The sequence below is a fragment of the Methyloradius palustris genome, from assembly GCF_019703875.1.
Classification (GTDB): domain Bacteria; phylum Pseudomonadota; class Gammaproteobacteria; order Burkholderiales; family Methylophilaceae; genus Methyloradius; species Methyloradius palustris.
Genome location: NZ_AP024110.1, coordinates 931,275 through 947,521, shown reverse-complemented (window position 1 = coordinate 947,521; position 16,247 = coordinate 931,275). Strand labels below are relative to the sequence as shown.

Below are 16,247 nucleotides of genomic sequence, written 5' to 3'. Positions count from 1 at the left end.
CTGGGAAGATATTAATTTCTGTGGATTGTGGCAAGGCCATCCAAGCTACCATCCGCCTTCAAACCGTAATCTACCAAACCTTTATGCATCGCGACAAACTGGCCTTCGTACCAGAGCGGAATGTAAGGCAGTTGTTCATGCACATATTGGGTAACGGCAGGCCAGTTCTCGGCCCCTATTAGTTGATCTAGCTTAGCATCTTTGAACTGTCCACGGTTTGCACCTTTGGGTGGAATGGACTGGCGATGAAAGGCTAGGCGATAGACTTCAGGCGTTTTGATACCTACCCAGGTGAGGCCATAAAGCTGGAATTTACCGTGCTGGATGTCATCGAAAAAAGTACCCCAATCAAGGCTTCTGATTTCGAGATCAATACCTGCCGCCTGCATTTGAGCCTGCATAATAGTGGCAAGCCGCACACGCTGGGCATCGGTAGAGGTTTTATAAACCAGCTTGAGGGGTAGTTGAATGCCAGACTTTATAAGTAGTTCACGTGCCAACTTGGGATTGTAGTCATACGGCGTAAGTGCTGCGTTGCCAGCCCAATGCTCGGGGGGCAATATCGCACCTGCCTGACGGCTATCTGCGACCAATACTTGCATGATGATTGCTGGCGTATCAATGGCATGTGCGATGGCAAGCCGCACTTCAGGCTTGCTCAACAGTGCATCTTGCATATTCAGGCCGATGTAGGAAAAATTAGCTCCCTGCGCTGACTGCACGGTAATTTCAGGCTGCTGGCTCAGGTATTTCACCAGCTCTGGCGGCAGGTCACTTTGTAGCATATCGACCTCACCGCGCATTAGTTTAAGCACGCGCACGGTCTGGTCTTTGACTTCTGAAAAACTAAAAATCTGTTGATCTACGACTCTCTCAAGCACTAGCTGGCTATTCCAACTCACGAGCTTTAGCGGCCCGCTACCGATGGGTTGATGCGCAAAATCATGGCCTGACTTGATTAAATCAGCAGGCAAAATTCCAATGATTAAGCGTGAGGGGAATTGCGGGTCTGCGGTCTTTAGATAAAAATCGACTGTATCGACATCAACCACTTTAACTTGCTGGATATTGGCAAACTCGTTACTGAGAGGCGAACCCTTGAGTTGGGTAAAAGATTGATAAGTTGCAGCAACATCGTCTGCAGTCAATGCAGCATCATGATGAAAAATGCGGCCTTGTTGCTGCAGTTTAAAGCGATAGATGAACGGGCTGATTTGCTGCCAGTTAGCTAAAGATGGCACCGGCAAAGAATGCTCATCAAAATCTACAAGTGATCGATACAACAGGCGATTGATACGTGCGGATGCAGCATCAGTAGCAAAACGTGGGTCAAGATTAAGTGGTGCTTGTGCCAGCCCAATACGAATAGCCTGCTGGGCATTTTTATTGGGCTCAGTTGGCTTGCTACAAGCTGAAAAACAGGCGCTTATTAAAATGATGACAAGTGCCAGTTGTTTCATAACCACTCTATAGTTTTAGAAATTTCACTACGGCCACTGCGACAATGGCTACCGCCAGATAACTAAGAAACTTAATAATATTGACGGATTTTCTACGATCATTTTTGCGACGCTCTTCTAGCCTGCGAGACTGGCCTTCATAAATCTGCTTCTCATGTCGGGATGCCATATTACGTTCCTCATTGCTATCCCCGATGATCTAATCCCTTGATGCCATTTTTCAGAATGGCTTGTTAATTGAATGCTTCAGGCAACTTTTAGAAACTATGTTGCTCTCATATGTGGATATTACATCTCCATAAGTCAAAATGAAAAGAAGCAATCGGGATATTTGTGTGAAAACTCATTACCTATAGAAAATTGCATGAAGTATCCGTAGTTTTGGATTTAGCTGCTATCAAGTCGGGGATGACTAAAAGGAGCTGCTTTAATGTTTGATGCGCTAAAAACCCTCGTATTTGGTGGCAAACCCGCTAAAGAACGTCGTCATATGCCCAGAGTTGGTAAGCCGCCCGCAATTAATGCTTATATTGCAAAGCAACAAACTGCAATGAAGATCACAGCACCAGTTACCCAAGAGTTGTGGGATTGGCTAATACTGATGGGCTGGCGAGAGATAGAGATCAAATCCAATCGCCGAAAAATTAGACGGCTGGACGACAGAGTTTTTTCCAAATTGGCACAAGCAAATCAGCAGGACAGAGAAGCGATCTATCGTGAGATATTGAGCAAATAAATTTTGCTCAATATCTCTGGCTCGGTTGATTCAACTAGCTAATTCAAATAGCGCTATAGATTCCACATGTGAAGTATGTGGGAACATATTGATGACGCCAGCCGCCTTCAATACATAGCCTTTTTCATTGACTAGAATCCCTGCATCTCTCGCTAGCGTAGCGGGGTTGCAGGAGACATAGACAATCGCTTTAGGTATCATGTTGTGATCTTCTGGCAGCGCTTTAACCAACTCCATTGCGCCATCGCGTGGCGGGTCTATGAGCCATTTATCGAAATAGCCGAGCATGTTAAGGCTCTCAGGGGTGATCTTGAATAGATCTGCCTCACTAAAACTCACCTCACTGTGCAGGTCGTTAAGTGATGCACTTTCTACTGCACGGCTGACTAGCGCTGCTGAACCCTCAAAGCCAAACACCTTGGCGCCGCTGCGCGCGATAGGCAGGGTGAAATTACCCAAACCGCAGAAAAAATCAGCAATGCGCTCATCTGCATTTGGCTTCAATAATTGCATGGCGCGCCGCAACATGACTTTGTTGATATGCGGATTAACTTGCGTGAATTCGGTGGGCTTGAATGGGTACGTCAGATTGTATTCAGGTAGCGAATAGCTAAGCGCTGCGCCATCTAATGGATAAAAAGGCATCACCGTATCCGGGCCTTTGCTTTGCGTCCAAATCTGCACTTGGTATTCATCAGCAAACGCCCGTAGCAATGGCTCGTCAGCTGGGGCAAGTGGATCCATAATCCGCAACACCAGCACAATCGCATGCTCTCCAACTGCTACTTCAATCTGCGGAATACGATCACGCAAACTTAACTTTATGATCAACTCTTGCAGCGGCATAATGAGTTTGGAAACGCTAGGTACCAACACATCACAGCTCTGAATATCTGCCACAAAACGCGTGGCTTTTTCGTTAAAACCTACCAGCACACGCTGCTTTTTCTCCACATATTTCACACGCAAACGTGCTTTGTGGCGATAACCCCAAGCAGGCCCATACAAAGGCGGTAATATAGCCTCTGCCTTTACCTTGCCAATATGTTTGAGGTTGCTCTCAAGCATGCGCTGCTTTGCTGCCACCTGTCCTGAAAACTCTAGATGTTGAATCGAACAGCCACCACACTGCCCAAAGTGTTTGCACTTAGGCGTTGTGCGCAAATTTGAGGCTTTGATTATTTGATCTACATGTGCAAACTCATAGCTGGATTTTTTGCGCGTTGAAATATAAGTCACTATCTCACCTGGCAACGCGCCATCAATAAAAATAGTCTTGCCCTCAACATGTGCAACGCCACGCCCCTCTTGGTCTAGAGACTCTATTTCTGCGTTTATCTTCGGCTGGGAATTGTTTTGATTGCTTGAATTATTCATAGCGTAATTTTACCGTAGTCGCGTATTTTCGGCAGTGCAGAATAAGCATGCAGAGCAATTACTGGTGCATGCATTTTCAAATCGCAATAAAACGGTGCAGAATATCGCTGATTAATCGATAAATCTCATTGAAAACAAACAATAAATGACATTTTTATGGGCATGATTATTGCTGTGTAATAGAGACTAAAATCATCTGGTTTCAAAAGCATATTCTGCTTAACTGATCACAGGGAGCAACGACATCATGCAATCTCTTCCCAGCATCATCGCATCAAGCGCTTTAGCTGACCCTGCGTTCAGTTTCAACCATCAGCAAACCCATGATTTTGACGAACAGGCAGCGCTGCTACAAGGCTGGAATCAGGATTACTCGCAGATTTCATCTGGCAATTTCAACGGTTTTATCTCCGAAATGAAGTTTCAAGATACGCACTTGTTTATGGAGCACACAAGCCAAAAACTGTTTCAAAGTGGCAAGCTGGGCGATGATGTGATTGCAGTTGGTATGCCGATTCGGTCAGAAAGTAATGGCCTGTTTTGCGGCTCCATCAGCCAAGCCGAATCCATGCATATTTTTTCTGGCAACAATGGTTTTGAGTTTTTATCCCCAACTGAACTGGTAATGGGTGGCATATCCGTCAACCGTGCCGCATTGCTGGCCACACTCTCTGTGGATGATCAGCAAACCGTGATTGACCACTGTGAAAATGCCCATGTAGAGCCAATGGGCATGCATGAAGTGAATAACTTTCGCCAGTTTATGACTGGCGTTTTTGAAACAGTCAGTCATACGCCAGCCTTGCTCGAGGATGCGCAAATGATTGAGTCGCTAAGAGCCAGTGTGATTTCATTAGTGGCAGAAAGTTTACTTAGCCAGCATGAAACATATAGCGACCCGATTTCTACCGCAAAATGCTGGAATATCATCGCCGAATCACGCGAGATTGTACTGAGCAATCAAGACAACGCTGTGAGTGTTGCTGACCTGTGCCTCAAACTCGGTGTAAGCCGCCGCACTTTGCAATACTGTTTTCAAAACCTGCTTAATATCAGCCCGATTGCCTACCTACGTGCAGAACGCTTAAATGGCGTACGCCACATGCTAAAAACCGCAAACTCAGTCACAGAAGCCGCCGCCTACTGGGGCTTTTGGCATTTTGGTCACTTCTCCCAAGAATACAAAAAGATGTTTGGTGAATTACCTTCAATGACCTTCAAAAGATTGCGTAGCCTAAACTAAAACTCTACAAAACATAAAGAGCCTGCAATAAATTTATCCGTGATGACTACTTTCGGCCATTGCTGCCTTAATAATTCAACCCAATCTAAAGCCTTAACTCAGGTCTTTTATTGCTGCTATACCATTCGCAATTACCTTGTCATCTAAGCCAAATGCCTTTGTTATTAGATTCCGATTACCTTCAAGAAGAGCAATAACCTCCTCTACAGAGGCGCATGACTCTAAGCTCGATTTAAGTTTTAAAATCTTAGGAATATCAAATAACCCTGGAGTTTTATCACCACTCTTTAGCGTTGACTCAATGATGTTTCTGACCGCGGGTTTATTCAATTTACGACTCCTAAGCTAAGAACGCCTGAGTGTTATAAGTATATTCAGAAAAGAACACAATCTCCTTTTAACACTCAGGCCAAGCTAAAACACATAGATTTAATGGACGAACAAGGCGATCAGAATAATGATAGGGATAGGTACGCCAAGAAAGAATAATAGTAGTGAACGCATGGTGATCTCCTTAATTGATTTAAATAATAAAAGTTAAATTACACGTCGCGCGACCGGCCACCACAAGTGGCTGCCAGACTTGCTGAGAACGCACCCATCAGGAACGAAACAAACAGCCACAAAGTTGCGTAAATCGTAGCCTTACGCGCCTTTTCGGCTGCATCTTTTGCCATTGCTTCAGCCTCATGTTTTTTTGCCTGCAGGCTGGCAAAGGTATCATTCACTCGTCTTTCAGCATCTTGCTGACTCAAGCCAGTGTGCTTGGCAACTAGCTGCCCTAGGTAAGATGCATCGACCGGAGGTAACGTTTCTGCATTAGCTGAGTTTATAAAAATACGGGTAACTTCAGGCAGTGGTACAGAGCTCTGTGAAGTGTCAGTCGTAGCATTAGGATCTGGACGGAACAATGAATCCACCAGATACGCAATAGGTCCGCCCTCAAGACCACTGCTGTCATGATGCCTACCCATTTCGACTCCGGCACTTGTTACCCCACTGGAAACTACAGCGGTGGCAACTCCGCCAGCCAGACTCGCGCCTGCTTTTGCAGTACCGCCGACGACACTCCCAATCACAGATGAGAGCAATGCTGCAGTTGCCAGCGTAGCTACGGCCCAAGTTAAAAACCCATGTGCCGTATCACGAAAGTAAACTTCATCGACATGAGTACCAGTCCACTTTGTTCTGAGTCTGCCTGCCAGATAACCACCTAGACCAGAAGCCAGAATTTGCGTAACCGCAACCCATACAATGGTAGAGACACCAAAGGCTGTTGCACTAACACCTTCATGAGCCCATGGTGAAATGGATGACAATCCTAAGCCTGCACCCAATACCAATAAGATTAATGAGAAAGCCGCTGCTGATGTTGCACCGGCCAAAATCGCAGCCCAAGATACAACGCTGGCGTTAGCGTGAATATAATCAGTGTAAGTTTCTGGGAGTACTGGCTGATGTCCTAAACTCTCAGCGCTTGATGTTTTTGATAGTGCCATCTTGTAGATCCTCATATTTGGTTTAAGGTATTGCTCTTGAGATTACGAGTTACTTTTCGCAATGCCATAGAGCTGACTTATGAGAATCAAGATTAAAGGAAGTACTAAATGGATTAATTAGGGATTTGTCCTATATTCACGTCAGCATAATCTGCCAAAATCAAAACACCCAATCAGTGATTGTTAGGCGTAGCTAGTATTTTTATGGGCATTGACGTTAATTAGCTATCCCAATAAATTCACTATTAACTTTTGAGCACATTTCTAACTGGAACTATTAAGTGACAATTACCCATACTTGGAAAAACGTGGATCTTGATTACGACATGAGTCGAGGAGATACCATCAATCGAATTAACGACGACCTGACATTAAAAAACATTGATGGGAAATTTCAGGTCATCGACTGTTCAAATCTGAGGATATCACCTGAATTTGACTATGAGTCAGATGCCATTGCGTGGGTTGAATGTCACTTGTAGATGTTCGGTGATTTAATAGCACTTATCGATAAATAAACGCCTATTACGATTTAAGCTTTAATTATGCAAGAGTCTGCTATGGGTCGATAGCAGTCATTAGATAAATGTAATGATTAACCCTTACCTTAGTCGATTGATAACTGCACTGCCGCTTCTACCTCAATTTGCACAGCATCACTTTCATCCTTTAATGCCACACCAGAAAGTTGCAAACGCATCGCCTCTTTCGCCAACCACATGAGTTTTTTAGCTGCCGCTGGGTAATTCAGGCCTTCTGGCCGCACATTTGAAATGCAATTACGGTCGGCATCGCTATAACCGAGTTTTGGGGCATAGGTCAGATAAATACCTAGGCTATCAGGTGAACTTAAACCAGGGCGCTCACCAATTAACATGACTGTCATGCGCGCACCTAGTGTCTCGCCAATTTCATCTGCAATCGCAACACGCGCCTGGCTTGCAAGCACAACCGGGCCTATAGACCATGTATCGGGAATTAATGCCTGCATTTCTCGCAACAATGGTTCTACATGCCGCTCAACCGCTAATGATGAAAGGCCGTCGCCCACTACAACAAGAAAATCAACGGGACTTTTCGGTTTGACATCCTGCAGCAAAGAAAGGCTTGCGTCATTTAGCCTGCGACCCCAATCAGGGCGTAGTAAATAACTGGCACGATCTGGAGCTTTGCTATGCACTTTGAGTGTCGTAATCCCGAGCGTGGTAATCGATTGTTCTAATGCATCTATATCCAATGCCAAATGTACGGCATCTCTTGCCATAGCGTGTGCCAGGCCAAAATCCAACACCTCTTTGGTTGGAAGGCTGCTACCTACTCGGCCCAATGCAATACGAGCACGAGTAAAGCCTTTGAGTTGTTGCCACGGATCTTGTACGAAAGCATCTTTGGCTAAAGCAGATTTATCTGAGTTACTCATCTTATGCAGCAGCTAATAAATGTTTAGGCATGTTTTGCAACATATTGTGGGCAGCAGTAACAGGCTGCACCTGGCCGTTGCTATCCATGATATTCATCTTTTTCAGCCATTGCTCAAACTCCGGTGCGGCTTTTAAGCCGAGTACTTTTCGAATGTACAAAGTGTCGTGGAACGAGGTTGTTTGGTAGTTGAGCATGATGTCATCTGCCCCTGGAATGCCCATGATAAAGGTCAGTCCAGCAGTTGCCAGCAGCGTCATCAATGTATCCATATCATCTTGGTCGGCCTCGGCATGGTTGGTATAGCAGACATCGCAACCTAGTGGCACGCCGAGCAGCTTGCCGCAGAAATGGTCTTCAAGACCTGCACGGATGATCTGTTTACCATCGTAAAGATATTCTGGGCCGATAAACCCGACAACGGTATTAGTGAGTAAAGGAGAGAATCGTCTTGCAATGGCGTAAGCACGGGCTTCGCAAGTTTGCTGGTCCACCCCAAAATTGGCGTTGGCTGAAAGAACCGAGCCTTGACCTGTCTCAAAATACATTACGTTATTGCCGACTGTACCGCGTTTCAGTGAGAGCGCAGCCTCTTGTGCTTCTTGCAAAACGGCGAGGTCTATACCAAAACTTTTGTTGGCTTTTTCTGTACCCGCTATCGACTGGAACACCAAGTCTAGTGGAGCGCCTTTTTCAATCAACTGAATCTGGTTGGTGACGTGAGTCAGAATGCAAGATTGCGTAGGTATCTCATACTGGTTGATGATTTCATCTACCAGATAATACAAATCCATCAATGCGGGAATGCTGTCCGTGGCGGGATTAATGCCGATCACTGCATCGCCAGAGCCATACATCAGGCCATCCACGATAGAAGCGGCAATGCCACGGGCATCATCAGTTGGGTGGTTGGGTTGCAAGCGGCTTGAAATATGGCCCGGCAAGCCAATGGTATTTCTGAATGCTGTGATGACATGACATTTTTTAGCGACCAGAATCAAGTCTTGGTTACGCATCAATTTGCTAACCGCTGCGGCCATCTCTGGAGTGATACCAAGTGATACACGTTTCAATGACGCGCTATCTGCGGCGTCTGAAAGTAGCCAGTCACGAAAACCACCTACTGTCAGGTGGCTGATTTCAGCAAATGCAGTTTTATCATGACTATCGATAATGAGCCGGGTGACTTCATCGGTCTCGTATGGAATCAGTAATTCTTCAAGAAAATGTTTGAGTGGCACATCAGCTAGGCACATACGGGCTGCCATGCGTTCGGCATAGGTTTCTGCTGCAACACCAGCAAGATAATCGCCGGATCTCGCAGGCGTGGCTTTCGCCATGACCTCTTTTAAATCAGAAAACTGGTAAGTGTGTAAGCCTGTAGTGTATTTGTAAACCATACATGTCTCATCTATGAACAGGTGGGTTCTAGCTTATACCTCAGGCTTACCTTCTCCAATCAAGTGGAGAAGGTAAGTACTCAAGATATCAAAGTAGATTAAGCTGTTTTTACGATGGTGTTATCTGACGAAGCATCACGATGATGTTGAGTCATGCTGAAGTATGCAAAACCAAGCACCATCAATACGCCAAATGCGAGAGCGAGCTGTTGATTATAGTAAATCATCGTCACCAGGCTGATTACCGCAAGGCCAAGTGCAATCGCTGGGAACAATGGATATGCATACGCTTTAAATGGACGCTCAAGATTAGGCTCATTCTTGCGTAATGCGAACAAACTCATCATGGAAACGATGTACATCACAATCGCACCGAACACCGCCATGGTGATCAGGTTAGCTGTAAGTGTCATGCCATTAAACTGGAAGTCATCACTCAGGATAGCCGCAACACCTACAACAGCACCAGCAATGATCGCACGATGTGGCGTCTTGAATTTATCGTTTACTTCACCAAAGAACTTAGGCATGTAACCAGCGCGCGACAAGGCAAATATCTGGCGTGAGTAGCCCAGGATAATGCCGTGGAATGAGGCAATCAAACCGAATAAACCAATCCAAACCAGCATGTGCAACCAGCCACTATGCTCACCCACAATCATCTTCATGGCTTGTGGTAATGGGTCATTGATATTAGAAAGCGCAGTCCAATCACCCGCGCCACCCGCAAATATCATCACACCCATCGCTAAAACAGTCAGAGTAAGAATGCCAGCGATATAGGCTTTAGGAATCGTCTTTTTAGGATCTTTCGCTTCTTCTGCTGCCATCGCTACACCTTCAATCGCGAGGAAGAACCAGATCGCAAATGGTATAGCCGCCACAATGCCGGGGATTGCCGCTGAGGTGAAAGTGCTTTGACCAGACCAGCCATTGGCCACGAAGTTGGTCATAGAGAAGCCAGGTGAAACTACACCCATGAATACCAGTAGTTCGATAATTGCCAACACGGTAACAAACAACTCAAAAGTGGCTGCAATTTGTACGCCTATAATATTCAGGCCAACAAATATGACATACGCGCCTATCGCAAATAGCTTGGGATCAACGCCCGGGAATTGCACATTCAGGTAAGCGCCAATCGCCATCGCGATTGCAGGTGGTGCGAACACAAATTCAATCAAGGTCGCAAAGCCAGCCAGATAAGCCATTTTTGGCCCAAAAGCTCGCCGGGCATAGGCAAATGGCCCACCAGCGTGAGGAATTGAAGTCGTTAACTCAGTAAAGCTAAAAATGAATGTGGTGTACATCACGGCAATAATGATGGAGGTGACAAGGAAACCAAGCGTACCCGCTTGTGCCCAGCCATAACTCCAACCAAAATATTCGCCTGAGATAACCAAACCAACGGCTAGCCCCCAGAGATGCCAACCATTTAATGTGGACTTCAACTCAGAACTCATGAAAAGACCCCTTTAAGTAATATTAAGTGAAAGTATCATGCAGTCTGCATCACTATGGCGCTATCCCATATTGGCAATCGCGACCATATTATCAATCTCACAAACTAGGCATTTATGCTGATTTTTCCTGGATGTAACAGCGCCATCCGCCGTAAGCAGATATATCAACAGCATCTTCTGTCGCATAAGCTTCACACAAAAAACCTTGCACCTTTGCGCCATCGGCTAGTACCAGCGTACCAAAGCCTAGTGGTGCTGGCACGCCCGCCACAAACTTGCCATAGTTTTCAATCGGCAATTTCCATACCTCCAGTGCAATCGCCTGCCCTGCTTCACTAATACGGATCAAGCCTGGGCGCTCGGGCGTAAAGCCATTCAGCTTGAATAGCTTGTAGTAAGGCGCAGTTTTGGTCTTCTGCACAAACTCGCCGCCTAAAGCAGTCAATTGTGGATTAAGTGGTAAACCACTCATATGCGCGCCACAGACTGCAACCTCTATATATTGTTGATCGTTTTCCGCCATGAAATTCCCTTTAGGTTGGTCTTGTTATGATTTGTCTATTTGTTGAGCGATACCTGTTGCACCTAGTGTTCTTTTGCCTTGCTGAATAGCGGCTACTTCCAACTGGCTTGCCAGATTTAACAACTGCTCATCGCTGAAAGCAGGCGCGCATAGTGTAATGCCGAATGGCAAACCATTTTTCTGAAAACCCGTGGGTACAGCGATGGCGGCTAAATCGAGTAGGTTCATGAAATTGGTGTAATAGCCGAGGTTGGAATTACATTTCACGGGCTCTGCTGCCAACTCGGCAATGGTATAGATGGTTCCAGCAGTAGGCGTCACAATGAAATCCAGCGTTTTCCAGATAGGGGCATTGCTGCGCTGTAAATCTTTCAGCCGATAGAGCGCTGCAAAAGTATCTGCGGCGCTGAATTTAGTTGCGCCGCCAATAATTTGGCGTGTGACTGGAAATAAAGCCTCGGGCTTAGCTTCGAAAAATTCGCGAATCGCTGCATAACGCTCTGCGACCCAAGGGCCTTCATATAGTAATCGCGCAGTTTCAAGAAAGCCTGAGAAATCGATTTCAACTCGCGTACCGCCTATGGCCTCAAGTTGCGTGATTGCCTCATCAAATAATCCTGGTGTTTCTGGATTATCGAAATATACCAATTGATTGGCTTGCGGCACACCAAAAGTAAACGTCGTTTTGGTCTTACTTTCTGGAGAGATAGGTAATTTGCGAGAGAACGCATCGGCTTCATCGTAACCCTGTGCGACTGACAATACGATTTTTGCGTTGCTTGCTGTAAGGGCAAAAATCGATACACAGTCCAGCGTGCGGCAAGCCGGTATTACACCATGTGTGCTTACTAACCCACATGTTGGCTTATGCCCGACCAGATTATTAAATGCGGCTGGTACGCGGCCAGAGCCTGCAGTGTCAGTCCCCAAACTAAAACTGGCAAAACCCTTAGCCACCGACACTGCCGAACCAGCGCTGGAGCCGCCTGAGATGTATTCAGAGTCAAAACTATTCTGACAAGCACCATAAGGTGATCGTGTCCCCACAAGGCCGGTGGCAAACTGATCTAGATTGGTTTTCCCTACCGGGATAGCGCCTGCATCTATCAGTTGCTGCACGACTGTTGCACTTTTTTCTGGGGTATAGGCAAACTCCGGACAAGCCGCAGTAGTGGGGAAGCCCGCCAGATCAATGTTGTCCTTAATTGCAAACGGAATGCCGTACAGGGGCAGATCAGCAGGATTCAAACTTTCCAAACGTTTTGCATATACAAACATTTCTGCTTTGCTCAAACGGCGTATCCAGATGTGGCCTGGATCATCATTGCCGATTGCCGCATCGAGTTGCTCCACCAATTGTGCAGGTGTTAATGCCGCAGAAAGATACAGGCTGCGCAGGTGTTGTATTTCAAGATTTAGTGCTTGTTTTGTTGTCATGGTGTGCATTTCTCAATGAGTTTCTTCGATGACAAAAAGGTTTTGTCCAGCAGATACCTGGTTACCTTCCTGGCAGAAAATATGGGTGACTTTGCCGCTGCAATTGGCGGGCACGGTGATTTCCATTTTCATAGATTCAACGATGACGGATGCATCGCCCGCTTTCACTGTATCGCCCACTTTTACCTTGAGTTGCCAAAGGTTGCCTGACACATGGGATGCCACCGCACGACTATTGGCCGGTAACACAAATTCATCGCCAACGGCTGAATCGCTAACTTCATGATCACTGCTGTAATTGGCCTGCCCACTGGCAATCCAACGCTCACGCTCTGCATCAAAAGAGGCTTGTTGCGTAGTCTTGAACGCATTGATTGATGGCGCTTCATCCTTCAAGAATTGGTTGTAATTGCGCAAGCGGAACACATCTTCCTCGACTTTGAGTTCGAATTTTCCGCGTGGAAAATCCTCGCGCATTTGCAGCAATTCTTCGGCTGATACTGGGTAAAAACGAATCTGGTCAAAGAATCGTAGCAGCCACGGTTGGCTGGCAGTTGTTGGTGTTTGGCCTTGTAACTTGAATTGCCCCCAGCGATTCCACATCTGTATCGTACGGCCGACAAATTGATAACCACCCGGGCCTTCCATACCGTAAACGCACATGTAAGCGCCGCCGATACCGACCGCATTTTCAGGGGTCCAGGTGCGCGCAGGATTGTATTTTGTTGTGACCAATCTATGGCGTGGATCAACTGGCGTTGCAACTGGCGCACCCAGATAGACATCACCCAAACCTAACGTCAAATAACTCGCGTTAAATACAATATCCTTAACGTCGGCTATGCTGCCCAATCCATTAATGCGGCGGATAAACTCAATATTGCTCGGGCACCATGGTGCATCTTTACGCACCGATTGCATGTATTTTTCAATCGCCAACTGTGTCGCAGCGTCATCCCAGGAAAGCGGCAGATGCACAATGCGTGTAGGCACTTCCATCTCGCTGACTGTAGGCAATTGGCTTTCAGCCGCATGCAATATGTCGAGTAACTGATTGACTGGTAACAATCGACTTTCAAAATGCACTTGCAGGGAGCGTATACCAGGCGTGAGGTCGATAATGCCGTTGATATTTTCAGCTTGTAACCAATGCATCAAAGCATGCACGCGAAAGCGTAAATTCAGGTCAAGCACCAAAGGCCCATATTCCACTAGCAAGTACTTATCACCAGCCTGGCGATAAACCACTTTAATCTGGCCTGCAGTTTCCGCGATTTCTGCAAGTATTGGGCTGGCCGGATTCAGGCTGAATTGCGGCACGACACCCACTACTTTTGCAGCACTCAGATTCTCAACCATGTGGTTCTGTGCTGACTCCAAGGCACTGGCTTCGGTCTGAGAAATGCGCCTGAACCTGACCTTGTCACCAGCTTTTAGCTGCCCCATCTTCCATAGCTCGGCTTGCACGATAGTCGCTGGGCAAACAAAACCACCCAAGCTTGGGCCATCTGGCCCTAGAATCACGGGCATGTCTCCAGTGAAATCCACTGCGCCGATTGCATAAGCGTTATCGTGAATATTCGAAGGGTGCAAACCAGCCTCACCGCCGTCTTTTCTAGCCCACTCTGGCTTGGGGCCAATCAGGCGCACACCAGTACGATTGGAGTTGTAATGCACCTCCCAATCGGTACTGAAAAACATGGTGATATCGTCATCAGTAAAGAAATCAGGCGCGCCATGCGGACCATAGAGTACGCCGATTTCCCACAGATTACTGTAGTTTGGCTGAAGATTGAGAGGTAAATTTTTCAACTCAGGATTATTGCTCAGCGTATGTTTGGTGAGGTGTAAGACATCGCCAACCCTGAGAGTGCGACCGCCGTGCCCACCGAACTGGCCTAGTGTGAATGTAGATTTACTACCCAGATAATCAGGTACTTCGAAGCCACCATCTACAGCAAGGTAACTACGGCAACCAGCTTCTTTCACTTTGCCTAACAACAGCGTACTACCTGCTTTCACCACATAGGATTGCCAAAGCGCAATACTTTCGCCATCTAGCTCTGCCTCAATCGGCGCGCCAGTGACGGCAATCACTGCATCTGTATTGAATTTGAGCCTAGGGCCTATCAGGGTGATTTCCAGCCCAGCAACACCTTCGCTGTTACCTACAAGGCGATTAGCAAGTCTGAATGCAAGATGATCCATGGGGCCTGATGGCGGCACGCCGACCGCCCAATAGCCAACACGGCCGGGATAATCTTGCACCGTGGTTTGCACGCCAGCTTCAAGCACATCTATCGTATAAGGCCGATAGTTGAAACTATTCAGGTAGCGCGTGACTTGTTCGCCAGCGGGGAACACATCATCGGCCAGCACCTGGCGCAGGTATTCAAGGTTGGTTTCTATGCCGCTCAGACGAGTTTCATCCAAGGCACTGCGCATGCTGGCAACGGCATCTTCGCGATTCGCTGCATGTACCAGCACTTTTGCAATCAGTGGGTCATAGAATGGCGATACCTCGCTGCCCTTTTCTACCCAGGTATCGGTTCTGGCAAAGGCGGGAAACTGGGCTTCAGTCAATACGCCAGCACTAGGCTGAAAATTCTTGTTAGGGTCTTCGGCATATACGCGAACCTGTATGGCATGGCCTTGTGGTTGATGCTGGTATGCATGAATAAAATCAGACTCACCTGCCGCAAGTCGTATCATCCATTCAACCAGATCCACGCCTGTCACCAACTCGGTGACACCATGCTCTACCTGCAGGCGTGTATTCACCTCCAGGAAATAAAACTGGCCAGACTCTTTGTCGTACACAAATTCCACCGTGCCAGCAGAGCGATACTGGATCGCACTGGCTAGCTTGACTGCAGTGTGTGAGAGTTGCTGGCGTATTTCATCACTGATATTGGGGGCTGGGGTCTCTTCAATCACCTTCTGGTTACGGCGTTGCACTGAGCAATCGCGCTCGCCAAGCCCCACCACTTTGCCTGCGCCGTCGCCGAATATTTGTACTTCGATATGGCGTGCGGCCTGTACGTACTTTTCTAGGTAGATGCCAGAATCTTTGAAATTAGCACTGGATAAGCGTTGCACAGAATCAAAAGCTTCCTGTAGTTCACCCACAGCCCAAATCAGCCGCATACCAATGCCGCCGCCGCCAGCGGTACTTTTCAGCATGACAGGGTAGCCAATGCGTTCGGCTTCAAGTTCGGCTTGTTTCACATCGGCAAGCAAACCTGTACCTGGCAACAAAGGCACGCCGTTCTGCTCAGCCAGCGCACGGGCGGTGTGTTTTAAACCAAAGTCACGCATCTGTGTAGGCGTTGGGCCGATGAAAGCAATGCCAGCCGCTTCACAAGCCTGCGCAAAGCCCTGGTTTTCCGATAGGAATCCGTACCCTGGGTGTATAGCCTGCGCACCAGATTGCTCGGCTGCAGCAATAATCTTTGGGATATTCAAATAGCTTTCTGCTGCGGGCGCTGGCCCAACGCAAATAGCTTCATCTGCATCCATCACATGTTTTGCGCCCGCATCCGCCTCGGAATAAACAGCGACTGATGCAACCCCCAGTTTTTTCAGGGTACGAATGATGCGGCAGGCAATTTCGCCGCGGTTTGCTATCAATACTTTATTAAACATGATTTAGCTCCACGACTAAGCATGTGCTACTTACCGCGTCAAAAT

13 protein-coding genes are annotated in these 16,247 nt (G+C 47.1%); 2 read left to right on the top strand and 11 right to left on the bottom strand.

All coding sequences use genetic code 11. The annotated features are described in order from the left end of the window. Positions 1-11: 11 nt before the first annotated feature. Both ZMTM_RS04600 and ZMTM_RS04595 read right to left on the bottom strand, forming a co-directional pair. The gene (locus ZMTM_RS04600; protein WP_221765137.1) at positions 12-1,460 is read right to left on the bottom strand and encodes an ABC transporter substrate-binding protein; all 1,449 of its coding nucleotides are present in this window, start codon (positions 1,458-1,460) and stop codon (positions 12-14) included. Positions 1,461-1,467: 7 nt separating this feature from the next. Then, a complete protein-coding gene (locus tag ZMTM_RS04595; RefSeq protein WP_221765136.1) occupies positions 1,468-1,629 on the bottom strand; it encodes a hypothetical protein in 162 nt (53 codons plus the stop codon). Positions 1,630-1,890: 261 nt separating this feature from the next. Between ZMTM_RS04595 and ZMTM_RS04590 the strand changes: the two genes are divergently transcribed. Further along, positions 1,891-2,196 (top strand): hypothetical protein, encoded by a 306-nt coding sequence (locus ZMTM_RS04590; RefSeq protein WP_221765135.1) that lies wholly within the window; start codon positions 1,891-1,893, stop codon positions 2,194-2,196. A gap of 30 nt (positions 2,197-2,226) precedes the next feature. Here the strand turns inward: ZMTM_RS04590 and rlmD are convergent, their stop codons facing one another. Then, positions 2,227-3,573, bottom strand: a complete 1,347-nt coding sequence (rlmD, locus tag ZMTM_RS04585; RefSeq protein WP_221765134.1) for a 23S rRNA (uracil(1939)-C(5))-methyltransferase RlmD — start codon at positions 3,571-3,573, stop codon at positions 2,227-2,229. 247 nt (positions 3,574-3,820) lie between these two features. Here rlmD and ZMTM_RS04580 point away from each other — a divergent pair, with 247 nt between their 5' ends. Continuing rightward, the gene (locus ZMTM_RS04580) at positions 3,821-4,816 is read left to right on the top strand and encodes a helix-turn-helix domain-containing protein (RefSeq protein WP_221765133.1); all 996 of its coding nucleotides are present in this window, start codon (positions 3,821-3,823) and stop codon (positions 4,814-4,816) included. Positions 4,817-4,909: 93 nt separating this feature from the next. Here the strand turns inward: ZMTM_RS04580 and ZMTM_RS04575 are convergent, their stop codons facing one another. The 8 genes from ZMTM_RS04575 to uca all read right to left on the bottom strand — a co-directional run bounded on the left by ZMTM_RS04575 (position 4,910) and on the right by uca (position 16,202). Further along, positions 4,910-5,146 carry a hypothetical protein gene (locus ZMTM_RS04575; protein WP_221765132.1) on the bottom strand — a complete coding sequence of 79 codons (237 nt, stop codon included), beginning with the start codon at positions 5,144-5,146 and terminating at the stop codon, positions 4,910-4,912. A gap of 212 nt (positions 5,147-5,358) precedes the next feature. After that, positions 5,359-6,315 (bottom strand): hypothetical protein, encoded by a 957-nt coding sequence (locus ZMTM_RS04570; RefSeq protein ID WP_225907099.1) that lies wholly within the window; start codon positions 6,313-6,315, stop codon positions 5,359-5,361. 607 nt (positions 6,316-6,922) lie between these two features. Continuing rightward, the gene (gene eutC, locus ZMTM_RS04565; RefSeq protein WP_221765131.1) at positions 6,923-7,735 is read right to left on the bottom strand and encodes an ethanolamine ammonia-lyase subunit EutC; all 813 of its coding nucleotides are present in this window, start codon (positions 7,733-7,735) and stop codon (positions 6,923-6,925) included. Between the two features lies 1 nt (position 7,736). Then, positions 7,737-9,134, bottom strand: a complete 1,398-nt coding sequence (locus tag ZMTM_RS04560; protein ID WP_221765130.1) for an ethanolamine ammonia-lyase subunit EutB — start codon at positions 9,132-9,134, stop codon at positions 7,737-7,739. Positions 9,135-9,232: 98 nt separating this feature from the next. Next, on the bottom strand, positions 9,233-10,597 hold the full coding sequence (gene eat / locus ZMTM_RS04555) for an ethanolamine permease (RefSeq protein WP_221765129.1): 1,365 nt from the start codon (positions 10,595-10,597) through the stop codon (positions 9,233-9,235). Positions 10,598-10,709: 112 nt separating this feature from the next. After that, entirely contained in the window at positions 10,710-11,120 is a 411-nt protein-coding gene (locus ZMTM_RS13415; protein WP_225907098.1) for an allophanate hydrolase-related protein, read from the bottom strand. Positions 11,121-11,144: 24 nt separating this feature from the next. After that, positions 11,145-12,557, bottom strand: coding sequence for an allophanate hydrolase (gene atzF, locus ZMTM_RS04550; protein WP_225907097.1), 1,413 nt, complete (start codon positions 12,555-12,557; stop codon positions 11,145-11,147). A gap of 12 nt (positions 12,558-12,569) precedes the next feature. Continuing rightward, positions 12,570-16,202, bottom strand: a complete 3,633-nt coding sequence (gene uca / locus ZMTM_RS04545) for an urea carboxylase (RefSeq protein WP_221765128.1) — start codon at positions 16,200-16,202, stop codon at positions 12,570-12,572. Positions 16,203-16,247: the final 45 nt, after the last annotated feature.